The 16,728-nt window shown below is 71.2% G+C and carries 20 protein-coding genes; 9 read left to right on the top strand and 11 right to left on the bottom strand.

Features of this window, described 5'->3' with window-relative positions; all coding sequences use genetic code 11:
* Position 1: 1 nt before the first annotated feature.
* Entirely contained in the window at positions 2-292 is a 291-nt protein-coding gene (locus AAW13_RS20910; RefSeq protein WP_046729455.1) for an acyl carrier protein, read from the top strand.
* A gap of 16 nt (positions 293-308) precedes the next feature.
* Here the strand turns inward: AAW13_RS20910 and AAW13_RS20915 are convergent, their stop codons facing one another.
* Together AAW13_RS20915 and AAW13_RS45975 are read right to left on the bottom strand one after the other, a co-directional pair.
* The gene (locus AAW13_RS20915; protein WP_046729454.1) at positions 309-983 is read right to left on the bottom strand and encodes a CBS domain-containing protein; all 675 of its coding nucleotides are present in this window, start codon (positions 981-983) and stop codon (positions 309-311) included.
* Between the two features lie 231 nt (positions 984-1,214).
* Positions 1,215-1,382: a hypothetical protein gene (locus AAW13_RS45975; protein ID WP_167391722.1), complete on the bottom strand. Its 168-nt coding sequence runs from the start codon at positions 1,380-1,382 to the stop codon at positions 1,215-1,217.
* A gap of 178 nt (positions 1,383-1,560) precedes the next feature.
* Here AAW13_RS45975 and AAW13_RS20920 point away from each other — a divergent pair, with 178 nt between their 5' ends.
* Together AAW13_RS20920 and AAW13_RS20925 are read left to right on the top strand one after the other, a co-directional pair.
* Positions 1,561-2,469 carry a universal stress protein gene (locus tag AAW13_RS20920; RefSeq protein ID WP_046729500.1) on the top strand — a complete coding sequence of 303 codons (909 nt, stop codon included), beginning with the start codon at positions 1,561-1,563 and terminating at the stop codon, positions 2,467-2,469.
* 373 nt (positions 2,470-2,842) lie between these two features.
* Positions 2,843-3,127, top strand: coding sequence for a hypothetical protein (locus tag AAW13_RS20925; RefSeq protein ID WP_046729453.1), 285 nt, complete (start codon positions 2,843-2,845; stop codon positions 3,125-3,127).
* A 145-nt stretch (positions 3,128-3,272) separates the two neighbouring features.
* On the opposite strand, the gene AAW13_RS20930 is transcribed toward AAW13_RS20925, so the two are convergent.
* Positions 3,273-4,757, bottom strand: coding sequence for a bifunctional aminoglycoside phosphotransferase/ATP-binding protein (locus AAW13_RS20930; protein WP_046729499.1), 1,485 nt, complete (start codon positions 4,755-4,757; stop codon positions 3,273-3,275).
* Positions 4,758-4,860: 103 nt separating this feature from the next.
* Entirely contained in the window at positions 4,861-5,730 is an 870-nt protein-coding gene (locus AAW13_RS20935) for a universal stress protein (protein WP_046729452.1), read from the bottom strand.
* A 709-nt stretch (positions 5,731-6,439) separates the two neighbouring features.
* Here AAW13_RS20935 and AAW13_RS20940 point away from each other — a divergent pair.
* Entirely contained in the window at positions 6,440-7,330 is an 891-nt protein-coding gene (locus AAW13_RS20940; protein ID WP_046729451.1) for a universal stress protein, read from the top strand.
* Between the two features lie 158 nt (positions 7,331-7,488).
* On the top strand, positions 7,489-7,665 hold the full coding sequence (locus tag AAW13_RS46830) for a 4Fe-4S dicluster domain-containing protein (RefSeq protein ID WP_240528667.1): 177 nt from the start codon (positions 7,489-7,491) through the stop codon (positions 7,663-7,665).
* A 704-nt stretch (positions 7,666-8,369) separates the two neighbouring features.
* On the opposite strand, the gene AAW13_RS20950 is transcribed toward AAW13_RS46830, so the two are convergent.
* A complete protein-coding gene (locus AAW13_RS20950; RefSeq protein WP_046729498.1) occupies positions 8,370-8,993 on the bottom strand; it encodes a DoxX family membrane protein in 624 nt (207 codons plus the stop codon).
* 193 nt (positions 8,994-9,186) lie between these two features.
* Here AAW13_RS20950 and AAW13_RS47800 point away from each other — a divergent pair, with 193 nt between their 5' ends.
* Positions 9,187-9,702, top strand: coding sequence for a carbohydrate ABC transporter permease (locus tag AAW13_RS47800; RefSeq protein ID WP_046729450.1), 516 nt, complete (start codon positions 9,187-9,189; stop codon positions 9,700-9,702).
* A 93-nt stretch (positions 9,703-9,795) separates the two neighbouring features.
* On the opposite strand, the gene AAW13_RS20955 is transcribed toward AAW13_RS47800, so the two are convergent.
* Entirely contained in the window at positions 9,796-10,509 is a 714-nt protein-coding gene (locus AAW13_RS20955; protein ID WP_046729449.1) for a TetR/AcrR family transcriptional regulator, read from the bottom strand.
* A 129-nt stretch (positions 10,510-10,638) separates the two neighbouring features.
* Here AAW13_RS20955 and AAW13_RS20960 point away from each other — a divergent pair, with 129 nt between their 5' ends.
* The 3 genes from AAW13_RS20960 to AAW13_RS20970 all read left to right on the top strand — a co-directional run bounded on the left by AAW13_RS20960 (position 10,639) and on the right by AAW13_RS20970 (position 12,351).
* On the top strand, positions 10,639-11,313 hold the full coding sequence (locus AAW13_RS20960; protein WP_046729448.1) for an SDR family NAD(P)-dependent oxidoreductase: 675 nt from the start codon (positions 10,639-10,641) through the stop codon (positions 11,311-11,313).
* A 163-nt stretch (positions 11,314-11,476) separates the two neighbouring features.
* The gene (locus AAW13_RS20965) at positions 11,477-11,725 is read left to right on the top strand and encodes a DoxX family protein (RefSeq protein ID WP_052768549.1); all 249 of its coding nucleotides are present in this window, start codon (positions 11,477-11,479) and stop codon (positions 11,723-11,725) included.
* 161 nt (positions 11,726-11,886) lie between these two features.
* Positions 11,887-12,351, top strand: coding sequence for a DUF6193 family natural product biosynthesis protein (locus AAW13_RS20970; protein ID WP_276207595.1), 465 nt, complete (start codon positions 11,887-11,889; stop codon positions 12,349-12,351).
* Between the two features lie 398 nt (positions 12,352-12,749).
* Here the strand turns inward: AAW13_RS20970 and AAW13_RS20975 are convergent, their stop codons facing one another.
* The 5 genes from AAW13_RS20975 to AAW13_RS21000 form a co-directional block, all read right to left on the bottom strand.
* Positions 12,750-13,094 (bottom strand): hypothetical protein, encoded by a 345-nt coding sequence (locus AAW13_RS20975; RefSeq protein WP_046729495.1) that lies wholly within the window; start codon positions 13,092-13,094, stop codon positions 12,750-12,752.
* 119 nt (positions 13,095-13,213) lie between these two features.
* Positions 13,214-13,606, bottom strand: a complete 393-nt coding sequence (locus tag AAW13_RS20980) for a hypothetical protein (protein ID WP_046729447.1) — start codon at positions 13,604-13,606, stop codon at positions 13,214-13,216.
* Between the two features lie 14 nt (positions 13,607-13,620).
* On the bottom strand, positions 13,621-14,571 hold the full coding sequence (locus AAW13_RS20985; protein WP_046729446.1) for an FHA domain-containing protein: 951 nt from the start codon (positions 14,569-14,571) through the stop codon (positions 13,621-13,623).
* 738 nt (positions 14,572-15,309) lie between these two features.
* Entirely contained in the window at positions 15,310-15,591 is a 282-nt protein-coding gene (locus AAW13_RS20990; RefSeq protein ID WP_338059055.1) for an ANTAR domain-containing protein, read from the bottom strand.
* Positions 15,592-16,108: 517 nt separating this feature from the next.
* The gene (locus tag AAW13_RS21000; RefSeq protein ID WP_046729444.1) at positions 16,109-16,696 is read right to left on the bottom strand and encodes a rhodanese-like domain-containing protein; all 588 of its coding nucleotides are present in this window, start codon (positions 16,694-16,696) and stop codon (positions 16,109-16,111) included.
* Between the last annotated feature and the right edge of the window lie 32 nt (positions 16,697-16,728).

The following is a 16,728-nucleotide window of genomic DNA, read 5'->3' on the forward strand; positions in this document are numbered from 1 at the left end:
TGTGAAGCCTCTGACCGGTGCGGAGGCTGCGCGTAGCCGTTCAGCGGCGGTGATCAAGGAGTCGATCACACGGATCGGCCCCGACGCCGACTTCACCCTCGTCCGGCCGGACGACCGGTTCCGTGACGTGCTCGAACTCGACTCGCTCGACTTCCTCAGCCTGGTCGAGCTGCTGTCCGAGCGCACGGGAGTCCGTATCGACGAGGAGGACTACCCGGAACTCACCACGCTGTCGGATGCCACGCGCTTCCCGGTCGGCAGGTCCGGGGAGGCGGCCGGTTCCGGACCGTGAGGTCCCGGGCACGACGTCACGGAGCGGAGGGCGAGGGCCGGGCGTCGTCCCTGCGCCAGGTCAGGTTCCCGGCGACCGAGACCACTCCGTCCACGCCCTGGCACAGCTGCTCCAGGACCGGGACCAGACTCCGGTACTCCACGGTGCCCGTGAGTTCGACCCGCCCGTCCCGCACCTGCACCGTCAGGTCCGCCGGTTCCAGCCCCAGCGTGCGGTGCAGCAGGTCGCGGGTGATCTCCTCACGGATGGCGTCGTCGGGGCGAAGGAAGACCCGCAGCAGGTCACCACGGCTGACGATGCCCAGCAACCGGTCCGCCTCGTCCACCACGGGCAACCTCTTGACGTGCTGGGTCTCCATGAGGCGGGCCGCCTCCACCACGCTCCACTCCGGACGCGCGCACACCGCGGGAGCCGACATCAGCTCCTCGGCCCGGGAACCCTCCGCCTTCGCCCGTTCCCAGGCTTCCAGGTGCGGGATCGGGGCCCTGCCGGACGGGTCGGCCTGGTCGGCGCTCTTGCGCAGCAGGTCCGCCTCCGAGACCACCCCCATGGGGCGCCCCAGGTCGTCCACCACGGGCACGGCGGTGACGTCGTTCTCCGCCAGCAGCCGGACCAGTTCCTTGAACTCGGTGTCCCGCCGCGCCCGGACGACCGGCCGGCTCATGAGCTCCTCGACCGTTCGGTGATGCATGGTGCCTCCCGGATACAACCGCCCCACCTGGCAGACTCGGCGCTCCCGCCCCACTCGGCGGTGGTCCCGCATGACAGGTCGGATACAGCACCATTCTGCGGAGCGGGCGGCGGTCATGCGAGTCAGCGCCGGCGAGCAACCCGTCATCGAAAGCCCGGCGGCCATCAGCGAGCGAGCGCGAGACCAGGCACGAGGTACAGCCTGGTGCGGGGCAACGTCCCTCCCGACCGCTCACCGGCCGACGAGGCGCTCGGCGCCATCCACATGTCCGTGCGGGACGGGGGCGTCATGCTCCGCGGCCCGGTCGACGACGTCTCGCTCGTCCGGGTCCGCGTCGCGCCCCACACCCACCGCGGGCACGGTCATCACGTCACCGACGATGTGCGGGACATCGGGCATGTCCCGCTCCTTGAACGCGTGCCGGGGCGAGTCGCCCGGCCGTACGCCACCAGCATCACCGCACCCACCGGCACGCCGCGATCCGGCCGAAGGACCGGTGGTGTGTCGCGGCGCACCGCCGACGGTGCGACGGTATTCACAGGGGCTCGGCACCCGTACGGAGAAGGCGGTGGCGGCGATGGAACTCCCCCTGGTCGTGGGCGTCGACGGATCGGACTCCAGTCTCGCGGCGGTCGACTGGGCGGTCGGCGAAGCGGCCCGGCACGGGCTCCCGCTGCACCTGGTCCACGCCTCGCTGTGGGAGAGATACGAGACGGCCAGGCCGTCCTTCAGCACCGGCCGCCCGGCCGGGGAGGTGACGGCGGAGCACGTCATCGCCTCCTGCGTGGAGCGTGCCCGGCAGCGCGACGCGAACGTCAAGGTGTCGGCGGAGGTGCTTCCCGAGGACGCCGTGGACGCTCTACTGCGGACGGGCACCGAGGCGTTCGCCCTGGTCACAGGCTGCCGCGGGCGTGGCGAGGTGGCCGGCACGCTGCTGGGGTCCGTCAGTCTCGCGGTCGCCGCCCGTGCCCTCTGCCCGGTCGTCGTGGTCCGCGGCGCGGAACGCAACCGCGAGGGAGCCCTCGGCAGCGTCGCGGTGGCGGTCGGTGAGACGGCCGACGGGACGGCCGGCGGGACAGAGTCCGTACGGTTCGCCCTGCGTGAGGCCGAGGTGCGCGGCTGCGCCGTGACGGCTGTACGGGCATGGCGGATCCCGTCCCAGGAGCCGGTGGACCACATGCTGATCGCCGACGACGCCGCCCGGCTGCGCGAGGAGCGAGCGGCAGCCGCGCTGGAGGACGCACTGCGGGAGGTCGTCCGGGACCACCCCCGGGTCGAGGTCCGTCGGCGGGTCGTCGAGGGTCCCGCCCATCGCGTCATGCTGGAAGCGGCGGCGGGGGCCGACCTGGTGGTCGTCGGCGCCCGGCGCCGGCACGGCCCGTTCGGGCTGCAACTCGGCAGGATCGCGCACACTTTGCTGCACCACGCACCGTGCCCGGTCGCCGTCGTTCCCCATCCGGACCCAGGCGAAGGACGCGCAACCTGAACGGCGCGGACGCTGGAGGAGGGGTAAGCACCCCGCTCGCCCCCGGACGCCGGGACCACCGTCACGGACGTACACCACACAGTGCGGCTGCCGACCGCGTTCGCCGAGCAGAGCGGGGCTCCCGCTGTCACCGGGAGCGGGCCGACCAATCCGTGCAGGACCACTCGGCCCCTGTCGTCGCCGGTGCCGCACGGGCATCATGACCGTACGACGCGGCAGACGGGTGCGGACGACCGCCGCTCGGTCAGCACCCGAAGGATCGCACGGAGCGTCCGGCGGACGAACTCTCCGCGGATGCCGCGGTGATGCGGCAAACAGGCCGGCGGACGGCGGAAACCGGCCCCGGCACTCACGAAGAAAGGCCGAGGGCGCCATGATCCGGACCTCATGGACGACGACTGGCGTGTTCACGGGGCCGGGGGGAGCTCGTACCGACGAGGCGGGGACCGTCACCGGCGAGCTGACCGTGCAGACCATTTGGAACGGCGGGCAGGCCGAGGTGAAGATCCAGTACAGCGGGACTGCCGAGTGGTTCACCCTGACGGGCAGTCCGGTGCGGTGCCCTTCTCGGGAAGGAAGCCGCAACCTGCACCAGGCGGTGGTGGAGGCCCTGCGGGCCGGGGGCGACGCCGCCGTGCCGCAGTACGACAGTCTTTGAGAACCAGCGGCAACGGGCTGTCCGCTGTCTTCCCAATGCGCCTCCGTGCGCGGGACGGGTGCGGGTTGGACGAGCGCTCGCATGGTACTCACGGCCTCGTCACCCCCACGGGTCCGGCAGCCGGCAGTCGGCCGTCCGGCGTGTCTCAGTCCGGTTCCATGTAAGGGCGGCGGAAGACCGGGGTCCCGCCGGTGCCCCACGGGCGTACGGCGGTCAGCGCCCGGGCGACCGCGGACTCCAGCGGGCCGCTGGTGTCGACGGCGACGGCCTCGGGCCACGGCCGCTCCGCGGCCGCCATGGCGGTCGCTATGTCGGGGCCGGCGTCGGACGGGCCGGCGACGCGTGTGGCCAGGCGGGCCGCCGACACGTCGCCGGGCACGTGGCAGTGCAGGGCCACCAGGTCGGCGCTGGTGCGTTCGGCAAGGCGCAGGGCCGCCGCACGCTGTGCCGGGTCGGACCAGGTGGCGTCCAGGACGACGGACTCGCCGCAGGACAACAGGACGGCGGCGCGGTCGAGCAGGGTGGCGTAGGTCCTGGCCGTCCACTCGGGTGTGTAGAGGCCCTCGCGGTAGCGGGCCGCCGCGGGCTGCTCCGCGGGGATGCCCGCGAGTTCCTTGCGGACGCGGTCGCTGCTGAGGAGGGTGACGCCCAGCCGGTCGGCCAGTGCCCCGGAGAGAGTGGACTTCCCGCTGCCCGGCAGGCCGCCGACGAGTGTCAGGCCGACGGCGGAGACACGCAGATGGCGCAGCGTCGTCGCGACCAGCCGTCGTGCCGCGGTCTCCGCGCCGACCGCGCCCTGACAAGCCTGGATCACCGAGACCTTGGCCCGTACGAAAGCGCGGTAGGCCACGTAGTGGTGCCACAGTGACGGCGGCGCGGGATCGCCGGAGTACTCGCAGTACCGGCCGAGAAAGAACGTCGCGGCCTCCGGGGCGCCGAGCTGTTCCAGGTCCATGGCGAGGAACGCGGCGTCGTCCAGGCCGTCAAGGTAGCGGAGGTGGTCGTCGAACTCCAGGCAGTCCAGGACGCGGGGGCCGTCGTCGAGGCAGAAGACGTCCTCGGCGAGCAGGTCTCCGTGTCCGTCGACCACCCGCCCCTGCTCGATACGGGCATCGAACAACCTCTTGCGGCCGGCGAGATAGCGGCGCACCAGCCGCTCGGCCTCCGGTACCGCCCCGGGCCCCAAGCCGTGTTCGCCGTCGGCGGTCAACGCGCGGACCTGCGTGAAACCGGCCTCCCAGCGCGATGACAGCGCATCTCGGGTGCCCTGCTCGTCCACGTGCCGGCCACGGGGGGCCACCGCGTGCCACGCGGCGAGCTGCCGGGCGACGGCCCGCAGGACGTCGTCGACGGCGGCCCCCTGTCCCACCAGCCGGGACAGACGGCGCTCCGCCGGCATGCGGCGCATCACCACGAGTGGCTCGGGCGTCGTCGCGTCGGGGCCGCGGAACTCTCCGACGCCAAGGTACACGTCCGGGGCGAAGCGGCGGTTCAGGTCGATCTCACGCTCGCAGCCGGCCCGGCGGGCCTCGACGGTGGTGTGGTCCAGGAACCCCAGATCCACGGGTTTCTTGGCCTTGTAGGCGCGGTCGCCGGCGAAGAACACGATCGCGGTGTGGGTCTCGCACACCTCGGCGCGCGCCGGCGGCCCGCCGTGGTGACGGGCGCCCGACCGGAGCACGGACACATCCGGCTGTCGCGTCGGCCCCACCGTCTGCGCACGGCGGCCCGGCTCAGCCATGGGGCACGACCGCGACGGGGCAGCGCCCGTGATGGATGGCGGCCTGCGCCACCGGACCCAGGTGGGGCGCCGGCCCATGACGGTGTTCCCGTCGCCCGACGACCAGCAGCGCCGCGCCTTCGGCAGCCTGCACGACGGCCTTCGCCGGGCTTTCGAGACCGATGCCGTCGGCCACTTCCACCTGGGGGTACTTCTCGCGCCAGAGATGGAGTGCCTTGCTCAGCCGCACCTGGACGTCCCGCCGTATCTCTTCGGCGATGTCGTGGTCCACACCCCAGGGCACCCGGGCGTGGAGCGGCACGCTGCGACCGTGCACGGCCAGCAGCGGAACACCCCGGGCCGCGGCGGAATGGAAGGCGAAGTCGAGCAGGTCGTCGCAGGGCCCGTGCAGTTTCAGGGCCACGACCACGCGGCCCGGGACGACCGAGGGCGGTCCCCCCTCCGGGCTCTCGGCGCGGACCAGCACGACCGGCCGCTCGGCCCGTGCCACGACGGGCATGCTGACGTCACCCAGGAAGTAGCTCTGTACGGACTCCAGCCCTCGCGAACCGAGCACGGTCATCTCCGAATCCGACGCCGCGTGGAGCAGGGCGTCCTGGGCGTCGTCGGCGACCAGGCTCTCGACGACGGACAGCCCCGGATGGCATGACCTCAGTTCCGCCCGCGTGGTGTGGACGAGCCGCTTCGCCCAGTAGTTCTGGTCGAATTCCGCGGGCACGCGGGCCGGTTCCGGCGCCAGCGTCGGCCACGCGTGCAGCAGGCGCAGGGTGAGCTTGCGCTTCTCGGCCTCGTCGGCGGCCCAGCGGGCAGCGGCGAGGCTCTCGGGCGAGCCGTCGAGGCCCACGGTGACGACTGGTTGCATGACAACGGCCTCCATCTCGTCCGAGGCTGGAGACGACGGTGAGCAAGCCGAACCCGGTGGCTGGTCCGGCGCCGTCTGCATGCCGGGAGCGTTTCGTCCTCTCCTTCGAGGATCCCCCCGGCCCCCGCCCCGCCGCACGCGGAGCAGTGCCGGCACCACTCGGAATAGGTTTCACCCACCGTGTCACTACTGACCTGCGTCGGGCGCGCCGAGACGAGCGCCCGTCCCGGTCCCGCGCGGCAGCAGGCCGCACGCGAACGACGACCGCCGAACGCCGCACAGGAGGAGCTGAGGACCATGTCGTCGGCAGTTCCGTCCGTGACACTTCGCGGCGTGCTCGGCTTGGGCGACCGGGGGGCACCGCTCACGGACTCTGCGCTGATCATGATCGACTGTCAGAACGTCTACAGGGAGGGCGTCAGACGGCTGCTCGTCGTCGAGGAGGCGCTGGCGGAGGCGGCCCGACTGCCGGCCCGGAATCCGGCCAGGGGGTACTGCTCGTGCGTACGCTCACCGCCGGGTGAGGGCGCGCGGCCCACACGGCCGAGGGGGGAACACCGCCGGGTTCGCCCTCCCTCCGGCGGTGAGGGACTTTCGGCCCGCTCCCGGGGCCAGGCAGCCCCTGCCCCGACCGGCCCCGCACGGAGACGTTGGTAGTGCGGAGCCCGCAGCACCGGACGCGGGCACGGATCCGAGGGAGGTGAGGGTCGTGCTTCGTCCCGTAGTCGTAGGACTGGACGGGTCACGTGAGAGCCTCACGGCCGCCGACTGGGCGGCACGGGAGGCCCTGCGTCGCGGCCTGCCGCTGCGCCTCGTGCACGCGGCCGAGGTGCCGGTCACCGGCGCGTCGGACCTGCCGGAGCTCGCGGTCCCGCGCCACTGGGCACGCCGCATCCTGCGCGAGGCCACTGAACAGCTCAACGACCGCTACCCCGAGTTGTACCTCAGCGGCGAGCTGGTCGCCCCGCCCGCCGCGCAGGCGCTCGTCACCGCGGGCGACGCCGGGGAGCTGCTGGTGATCGGCAGCCGGGCGTTCAGCGGACTCGGCGGCTTCCTGGCCGGCTCTGTGGCACTCCAGGCGGTGACCCACGTGGCACGGCCCGTCGTCCTGGTACGGGCCGGCCAGACGGCTGAGGACGAACACGTCTTGGACGCGCAGGGCCGTCCAACGGCGGACACCCCGTACCGCACCGTCGTCGTCGGAGTCGACGCGGCGCGGCCGGCCGAGCAGGTACTGGCGTTCGCGTTCGAGAGCGCGGCCCTGCGCGGCGCGCCGCTGCGGGCGGTGTACGCCTGGCGGCTGCCGTTCGCGCGGGCCGCCGCGGATGCCTTCGCGCGCGAGACGGAGGAGGCCGCCGCCCGGTCTGCGCTGGCCGCGGTACTCGCCCCCTGGCGGGAGAAGTTCCCCACGGTGGAGGTCGTCGAGCTGGTGGAGGAGGGGCACCCCGCACAGCGGCTGCTGTGCGCCGCGCAGGACGCGGGCCTGCTGGCCGTCGGCCGCCGGATCCGCCCGGCCAGGCTGGGCGTACACACGGGGCCGGTCGCCCACGCGGTGATGCACCACGTCCGCTGCCCGGTGGCGATCGTGCCGCACGACTGAGCGCCACCACGGGCGGGATGCGCCGTCTCCCGGTCCTGCTCCGTCCCGCACGTGACAGGCCTGCCGCAACTCGAACTCGCCCGCCGGGTCTCGATGTTCGACGAGGTCGTACAGGAGCTCGACGAGTCGACCGCGCTCTTCGAGGCCCGGCGCGCCGCATGTCCTGCGGCAACTGCTTCGAGTGCGACAACTGCTACGGCGTCTGCCCCAGGAACGCGATCACCGAGCTGGGCCCGGGCAAGGGGTTCGCCATCGACCTGGACTACGGCAAGGGCTGCGGACTGTGCACGGTCGAGTGCCCGAGCGGCGCGATCGACATGGTGCCGGAGGAATGACGGTGTGACACCGTCGCCGGCGGAGTGGTCGCGTCGGAGGATCCTGACGGGTTGCCGATGCCCGTACCGCCAGCCCCTCGACGGCGTCCCGCGCGCCGCTGCACACACGACCATGACCCCCATCACGACGGGTATTGCATTGCGGCATGAAACCTGTCGGCGTGCGACGCGGTTCCGCGGAAGGCGCGCAGGAGCATCCGCCCGGCGACCGACGAACAGGCCACGGGGCCCACGGTTGCCGGCGTGGCCACCGGCGGATTCGACGCCGGGCTCGGCCGCCCCCTCCCCCATCCGGCCAGTCCCTGCGGAGGTGCCGCTTGGTCAGGCCCTTGTGCCCGCGCACCGACCCGACACTGTCATGCCACCGCGTTCGTCCCCGTCCTGGTCACCGGTTCCGCAGCCACGGCGTCAAGGACGACGACGGCAGTGACCCGCCCCGGCCACCGCCGAGACGTGCCCGCCGTCCGCCGCCCGGCCTCCAAGCCAGCCCGCTGCACATCGCAGGTCGACCGAAGCAGTCCGTCCCGTATCCCCCGGACCGCCGGTAGCGACGGACTCCAGGGGGACGGAGCCTGGTCGCTGACACAGGCACACGCAGAAGGCCTGCGGTCTCGGGCACGGCGGCCGGCGGACCGGCCGGATACGCGACGGACACCACGGCAGGCCACCCGCCGGGGCCTGCCGTGGTTCCGTACGTCCGAGGGTCAGATCAGCCACCGGTTGCGGCTGACGAAGGACAGCCGCGCCCAGACCTTTCCGAGGCCCCAGACTGTGCCGGCGCCCGCGGCCGCGAGGGCGATGAGGACGACGGCGTAGACGAGGTGGTAGTCGGCGAACGGGTTGGTGGACATGCTCACCGAGCCGTCCGAGAGGTGCTTGGCCGGGGGCCACTCGGCGATCCACATGAACGCCATCATCAGGGCGCCGGCGACCGCGGCGATCCGCAGGCCGACACCGGCGATCAGCGCCAGTCCCATGCCGAGCAAGCCGAGCATGAACAGCCAGTCCACCCAGCCCTGTCCAGCCCAGTCGTGGAACGTGGACTCCATCGGGCCGGCGGCGACCCCGCTGAGGAAGCCCTTGGTGGGCGAGCCGCCGTCGATCCAGCCCTTGCCGGAGGGAGTGGCGTAGCCGAAGCCGAACGTCTTGTCCAGGAACGCCCACAGGAAGACGAAACCGGTCAGCAGGCGGAGCCCGGCGAGCGCGTACGCGCTGGTCGACGTCGCCGCCACGGTCGTCGCCTCACCGGAGGCGGACACCGTCCCGGTCCGGCGCAGGGACGGGAAGTGAAACCCCGAGTGGCGGCGGGGGTGGTCGTGGACAGCCATGATGTTCATCCCTTCAGGGCGTGGCTCGTGGAGACTTGACGACTCTTGTTGCGACTTCACTGTCCCGCGGGGGACCGGCGGGACACAGGGGGCTGGCAGTCCCGCGCCACAGGGCCGAACGTCCCCCTTTACGGGAGTCGTTGAGGCCCTGTCAGTTCAACGAGGCCACCAGCACCACCGGACAGTGGGAACGGTGCAGCAGGGTGCGCACGACAGGCCCGAGGCGCCGGCCGAACGGGCCGGTGCGGTGGTGGGCGCCGGCCTCCTGTGGGGCTACATGTACGGCCGGGAGTTCGGCACCTTCACCCAGCTCGCCGAGCACATGGGACCGGCCAACCCGGACTTCCTGTCGGCCGGCCACCTGCTCCCCTCGATCGCCAACGTCGTGGCGTGGGAGTTCACCGGCTACAACATGATCACCCTGTACGCGGCGCTCCCGGCCATTCCCGGGGAGCTCTACGAGGCCGCGGCGCTGGACGGCGCGGGGCCGGTCCGCGCGGCGCGAAACGGAACTCACGGCACTCACGGCACTCACGGCGGAACGGCCAGCGCATCGCGTGCAGGACGATCACATCGTCCCGCAGGCGCACCAGCCCCGGGCGTTCCCGGCCGCTCCAGGCGGACTTGGTTCACCACGACCCGAGAGGACCGCTCCAGCGCCTGGCGCAGTACTGGTGAACCCCGTTATGCGAACGTGCGGAACGGTTGATGTTCCGTGGGGTTGCCAAGCGGATCCGACCACCGACAAGACCACTACGATGTACGGCCTCATCGCGGTCGCCCTGTCCCACCGGTCACTGGTTCAGCGTCGCTTTCCAGTCTCGGGGACGGTGGCGCTCCGGCTGGCACGGCGCATGGCCTCGTACAGCGCAGCGTCTTCCGGCGGGTCCGGCAGCCGGCCGCGAGCCGGAGCCTGGAAGGACTGGATCATCCAGGCGACCAGGCGGCGCCAGGCGTCCGGGGCGGCGTCGGCCGTGGCGCTGAGGACTCCGGCGTTGGCCATCAGCAGCAGCACGAGATCGCGGCTGGTGAAGTCCTCGCGCAACTGCCCGCTGTTCTTGGCGCGGCGGATGAGTTCGAGGAAGCCCTCGTACGCCTGAGCGTGATAGCTCTCCAGCTCCGGCACGCCCGGGAAGTTCATGGTCAGGATGTCGGCAAAGCCGCGGTCGGCCGCCTGCATCGCGCAGACGGTCTCGATGTAGCGGGTGAAGCCGTGCCACGGGTCCGGATCGGCCAGGGCTGCTTCGGTGGCCTGCGCGTATGCCTTCATGCGGTCGGCGAAGACCGCGGCGAGCAGGTCCTCCTTGCGGGGGAAGTGGCGGAAGAGGGTGGCGATGCCGACCCCGGTCTCTCGTGCGACTGAGGCCATCGACGCGTTCAGCCCGTCGCGCCCGAAGACGGCGCGCGCGGCGGCGATGATCCGCCCACGGTTGCGCTCCGCGTCGCTGCGCTTGGACTGACCTGCGGAAACAGTCGCGCCAGCGCTGGCTTCGGTGTGCGGGTCTTCGGGGCTCATGACGTCAGACTAGCAAACCGGAATGCCTTATCCGATTCTCGTGTTACGGTGGACAGCGAACCGGATAGGGCTTTCCGGAAATGAAACGGATAGCCCTATCCGCCACCCCAGTCAGTGAAAGGTGCTCTCATGCCCACCATCGCCATCGTCGGCGCCGGTCCTCAGCTCGGTCTCGCCATCGCCCGCACCTACGGCACTCACGGCTACGACGTCGCACTGATCGCCCGCAACCGGGCCAAGCTTGAGGTCCTCGTCGGCGAGCTGGCCGCCGAGGGCATCACCGCTGCCGCCTTCCCCGCCGACGTCCTCAACCGCCCCGCCCTCACCCAGGCACTCAAGGATGCAGCTACGCACTTCGGCGCCGTCGACGTCCTGGAGTACTCCCCGGTGGGCGGCCTCCAGACCGTCATGACCACTCCGAGCGCCACCGAGCCGGCCGACGTGCAGCACGAGATGGAGTTCCAGCTCTACGGAGCGATCGACGCCACCCGTGCGGTGCTGCCCGCCATGCGGGAGGCCGGTGCGGGCACCCTGCTGTTCACCACCGGCGCCGGCTCCGTCGACCCCGTACCGCAGGTCGCCAACGTCAACGCCGCCGCCGCGGCGCTGCGCAACTGGGTGATCAACCTGCACAAGGAGCTGGACGGCACCGGTGTCCAGGCGGCGCACGTCGCCATCAACGTGTCGATCGGCACGCCGGCGATCCCCGGATTCCCGACCGCCCAGCCCGAGGAGATCTCCCCGGTCTACTGGGACCTGCACACCACCAAGCGCGACCAGGCCGAACTCGTCTTCAGTCTCTGAAGCCCATCAGCACCCGTCCTCCTGTCCTCCTGTCATCCCGGTATCTACGCCGCGCACTTCGTCATCAACACCTGGCCCGGGGCGGCCCCGAAAGCATTCCCTCCGGACCGCCCCCGAGCAGGTCGCACACCTGTCCCCGGACCCGCCCGAGGTACGCGAGCCGATGTCGCAGCTGTCGGCATCCAGGCACCTGGGCGGGCCGGCGGTGTCCACCCAGCCCAAGGACAAGCTCGTCGAGAAGCTGCCCTGGGTGGCCGGCTTCTCGCCTGGCGCCGTCCGTTTCGTCGGCATCGTGGAGTTCGTCGGCGCCCTCGGGCTGATCCTGCCCGGGGCCACCGGCAGGTCGACCACCTCCGCCAGCTCGGGCCGCCGTGGGGCCGCCACTCAGGCGCTCATCCACACACGTGCGTAGCCGAGAGGGACGTTGACTTGGCGTGCCACCAGTCCACACAGGGCCGGAAGTGCCGGAAGCGGTTCGACGATCGACCGAGATCTCCGGCATCTGCGCGGGACCTCTCCGTGAACTGGTCCGGGCAAAAAGCCAGTCGGCGCACGAGACGGCAGAATGGGCGCATGGGATGGATAGATGATGTGCCGCGTCCTTCCGATGAAGCCGCACCTGGTCGGGATAGCGTCGTGGAGGCTGCGTGGCAACGACTGCTCCACACGGAGTACATGGACACCGAACTGGTGCGAGCCGCGTACGCCGAGCCCCTTCTCCGACAGCTCCATCCCTCAAGCAGCCACCAGGACCTGCACTTCAGCAGGTGCACCGGTAACTGGTCCTGGGACATTCCGTTCATCATGCACCTTCCTGGCGGACGCTACCTCGTCGCTGGACCGTCCCGCTCCCAGATCGTCGGGGAAGCGGACACCGCCGAGGAAACCGTTGCTCTGGTCGTCTCCGGTCTGCCGCCAGGCTGTGGTCCAGCGATCGTCGGGGGCCGGGACGAACTCGACCGGCTCGACAGGGCCCCCGCCGACCAGATCCCTGTAGACGACGAGCGGCGTTCTCACGCACCGGACCCGACCGACTGAGAATTCGGATGTCCGCCCATCCCAGCCGATCTGGTCGCCACGGCCCGAGCACCGCTCCGGACCGGTGCTGCTCAAGGTCACCTACCACGGTTACGACACGCTGGCCATCGCGCTTCTGGCAGCCGCCGCCGCCCGGACGGGCCGGTAGCCGAAGGCCTGGCACCGCTACCTCGCCCCGCACCTGCGCCCCACAGGCCGCACTCCCTCCAGGCCACCAGGGACGAGAACCCGGCAGCGGGCAGCGTCGATCGAGCAGCGGCCGACTCACCCTCACACGCTGCCGGGAACGGGTCAGCCAAGGGCTTGGCGCGAACCGGACGGGACCAGCCCTCGCTCGACGAGAGGTCGGCTCCTTATGACGGCATCGCGCTCCTCGTCCCGCGAAGCGCGGCCGGATATCAGTGGCTGGGTCGGAATCGAAGCGCCGACCAGATGCCGTCGATGGCGATCTGCCGCACAGGCCGCACGCCGTGCTCGCTGAGCGCGGCAGCCAGAGTGTCGCGGTTGAGATCCGTGCCGAGCTTCCCGCCCTTCGGGTAGGCCACCCAGGCGAGAGCATCGCGCCGTGCCGCGGCGAGCGCGGCCCGCGTGTCCGCCCCGAGGAGATCACTGGAGGTGGTCACGAAGGCGAGCACCGCATCAACCGAAGCCGACTCGCCGACGGTCTCGATCTCCAGAGGGACGTCGTCGGGCTTGCCCAGCACGGCGACGCTCTGACCGGGCTTGATCTGAAGCTTGCTCATGAGAGACACACGCTGATCCTGCCACCTGGGTGGGAGCTCGCGCCTGAAGGACGGGCAGTCTCCAGGTCGGATCCGGATGTGGCTCGGCCCGCCTCCCACAACATTCCTACGGTGAGCGGCTAACCAGCGATCGCCCGCAAGATCGGCTGTCCAAGTGTGCCGAGCCAGCCCGCGAGCGATCCGAGTGGCCCGATCAGTCCGGTACTGGCTGCGGCCAGCGCACCCGCCGAGGACAACAGATGGGTGATCCGGCCCAGTCGGCCCGCCACTGCCTGCCGGTCCGGCTCCGGTCGGGCGACCTCCTCGTCCAGCGAGTCCAGCTCGGCCCGCACCTCGGGCTCGATTGCCGGCGGCAACGCCGTCCGCTCGATCGACGCCCTCAGTTCCCGGACCAGGCCGCGCACCTCCTGGCCGCCCGCTGTGAAGACGGCCGACTGGCCACCGCGAACGGTCTGGTTCCCAGCGACGTTGTTGACCACGCCGCCCTGCTGGTTGCCGATATTGAAGGACATGGCTCCCCGTCTCCTCACCATTGCCGCCAGGACGCCTGCCGCTCGGCATCCTCGAAGCGGCGGCGCCGGGACGTCGTCACGATGTGCAGAACGATCCCGATGACCGTCAGAACCGTCCCGATCGCCGCCATCGCGAACCCGACCGCACCTACCGGCACCCCGGCCACCTCCGGTCCGAGCAGCTCCGGAGCGGAGCCGAAGTTCGAACTCCCCGACGAAATATCGTCGTTGGTCCTGGCAATGAATCGAATGATCACCCAGCCGTAGATCCCGCCCCCGATCAGAAAGAGCAGGAAGCCAAGCATGATCAGGTGTCGCGCCCTGGTACGGGTCGCGGCGATCTCCTTGAAAAAGCCCTCGCGCTGTGCCTGCTGAACATAGTTGTACTGGTCCCCGGCGACATTGCTCAGCCGGTCGGCCTGCTGCTCCCCGATGTCGAACCGCCGCTCGCCGTTGGGCGGCGTACGGCCGGCCTCGCGCGGTGCCAGGCGGCCCGGCGGGCCGGAGGGTGGCCCTGCGGCGGGAGCGCCGTACGGCGTGCGCCCGGGCTCAGGGACGGGGCTCCAGCCCGGCATGGTGTCCGAGGTACGGATCGGGCTGCCGTCGGCTCCGGGCTTCGGGGTCTGAACGGTGCGGTCGGCGGAGCACAGCTCTTCGTAATGCACCTCTATGGGCCCGAAATCCAGCACGTCGCCCGAGTGCAGCACCTGCTGACCGAGCACCGGGTGACCGTTCAGCATGGTTCCGTTGGTGGAGGCGAGATCCACGACGGTGGTCCGGCCCGAGGCCCGCCACACCACCGCGTGCCGTCGGCTGACGCCCGGATCACCTACCTGGATCTGGCAGTCGGAGTCCCGCCCGACCAGCATCGGCTGGTCGTCGATGACGAAGACCCGGCCGCGCAGCCGGTCCGGGCGGTCGACCACGAGGTGCGGTAGGTCGCGCTCCCGCGGAGGAGGGTCCATGGCACGACCTCCTGCCTTGGCGATGCATCCGGCGTCGGCGAAACGATTCGGTCGCGAATTCTGATGATCCTCACTTTCCAGTAAAGGCCGATCGGCCCAGTCCTGCCACAGCATCCTGGACGGCCGGAGCTCGGCAGTACGTTCGGATCGTCCCCTCGGCCCGCGGCCCTTCGTTCTCGACGGGCCGGTCTCCGCGGCTCGGGCCCGTGTCCGTCCGGCCGCCCGCCTCTCCGCGGGACACGGCGCCTTGATCAGGGACGGCGTAGCACCGCGGTGATCGTGCCGAAGGCCAGGCCGCCGACCAGGTCGCCGTCTGGGCTGCCTGGCCGCTCGCCTCGGTCTGCTCGTCAGGCAGTGACGTCAATGTCGGTGACCGGGCACAGCACCAGAGCCACCTGCGGTATGAGGCGGGTAGCGGGCCACTGGGCCCCGGCACGTCGGCCAGAGCCACCCCAGCCGGGTCCCATCCCGCGAGCCCGGGGTACGACTGCGCTTCTTCCTGGACCTGCGCCAAGACCCGGACCAGTAGCCCGGTCGGCTGCGCCGCAACGCGCCACGGCCCGGAGCGAGATGTACTCAGGGCCATGTCCGTGTGCAGGGGCCACCGGAACGCCGACACGACTGGTCTAGTTCGGAGAACTGACGAGCCCTAACGTGATCACACCGCTCCAGATGGCCCGCAGGTGTCTTTCAGACACCGGTGCGTGGCGCCAGGACCCACCCGAAGGGGGACCGTGGTCAGGTGGTGCGGGGCCAGGTGTAGCGGCTGATGGCCTGATGTAGTTCGGTACGTTCGGGGTCGGGCAGTTCGCCGCCCTGGGCGAAGGCGAGGACGTGCTGGGCGACGGTGGCCAGTTTGGTGTTGGTGCGCTGGGAGATGTCCCGCAGGACTCTCCAGGCTTCCTCGGGCGGGATCTTCCCCAGAACGACGACGACTCCGATGGCCTGGTCGATGACGGCGTGCGAGGTGACAGCCTGCTGAAGCTGACCGCATTCGCCCTCCAGCCGCTCGTTCTCCATTGCGAGATCCGTTGCGGACAGGAGCGTCAGGGGTCGCGTTCGGGAGAGCGCGAAGAAGGCCATGAGTCACCGGAGGGGTAGGGGAACGTCGCGGCGGGGCACCGCCGCTCACTTCATCTTCCCTCCCGGTTGCCGGGCACGCACTGGGCTGGTACCGCAGTCCGACGCCGCTCGAACGCGCGTGCCGTCGTGGCCGACATCCTGTGGGTGGTGCGGCCGGATTGTGCCGCTCTGGGAAATCTGTGATGACCCCTGCTGCGCCCGTACCGCCGGTCGCCGAGCCGGATCCGTTCGCGCTCGTGTGCCCCGGTGGCCGGGTCGGTCTGCGCGCCGGGGGCCAGCGCAAGACCCATCGCTCCGGTAGTGGTGGGAGCCCGCTGTGTCAGTGGGTGCATGGAGCCTGTGCTGGGGCGCTTTGGGCGGTCCGTGCGATACGTGAGCACGCGTCCCGGCCGGGCGCAGGCCGGAAAAAGCGGAGGTCACAGGCTCTTTTGAAAGACCACGACGCGTTCGGCGTTCAGCGGCTGCGGAGGGCGGTGAGCGTGGCGTCCAGGTCGGCCGCCCGTGGCCGGTTGTACGGCAGTCTGCCGAGCACGGCCGCCATGCCGCAGGTGTTCGTGAGGGCGGAGTAGACGAGGCCGCCCGCGATGCCGGCCGAGATCAGCAGCAGGGCCGGATGCACGAGCGGGCCGAGGACGAGGCCGAGGAGGACCAGCGTGCCGGCGGTGAAGCGGACCTGGCGTTCCATGCTCCAGCCGGCCCGGTTTTCGCAGGCCGGCGGCGTGTGGAGGTCGTGCCCTTCGGCGGCCCAGGCGCCGGTGCCGCCGGCGAGAGTCGCCGTGGTGATGCCCTGCTCGGCCAGCAGCTTGCAGGCGTTCTCGGAGCGTGCCCCGGAGGCGCAGACGACGAGGACGTCACCGCGCTCGGCGGCGTGCCGTATCTCCGGCAGCGCCCGCCGGATGTGGTCGAGGGGGATGTTGACGGCGCCGGGCAGGTGCCCGGTGGCGTACTCGGCGGAGGTGCGCACGTCGATGACGGTCAGTTCGTGCAGCCGGGTGCGGGCCTGGTCGGTGCGGAGGGCGACGGGAGCGGGGGAACTGGTCATGGCAGGTGTGATCCTTGGTGGTCGACGCCGTC

This window comes from Streptomyces humi (assembly GCF_001005085.2).
Taxonomy (GTDB): Bacteria; Actinomycetota; Actinomycetes; order Streptomycetales; family Streptomycetaceae; genus Streptomyces; species Streptomyces humi.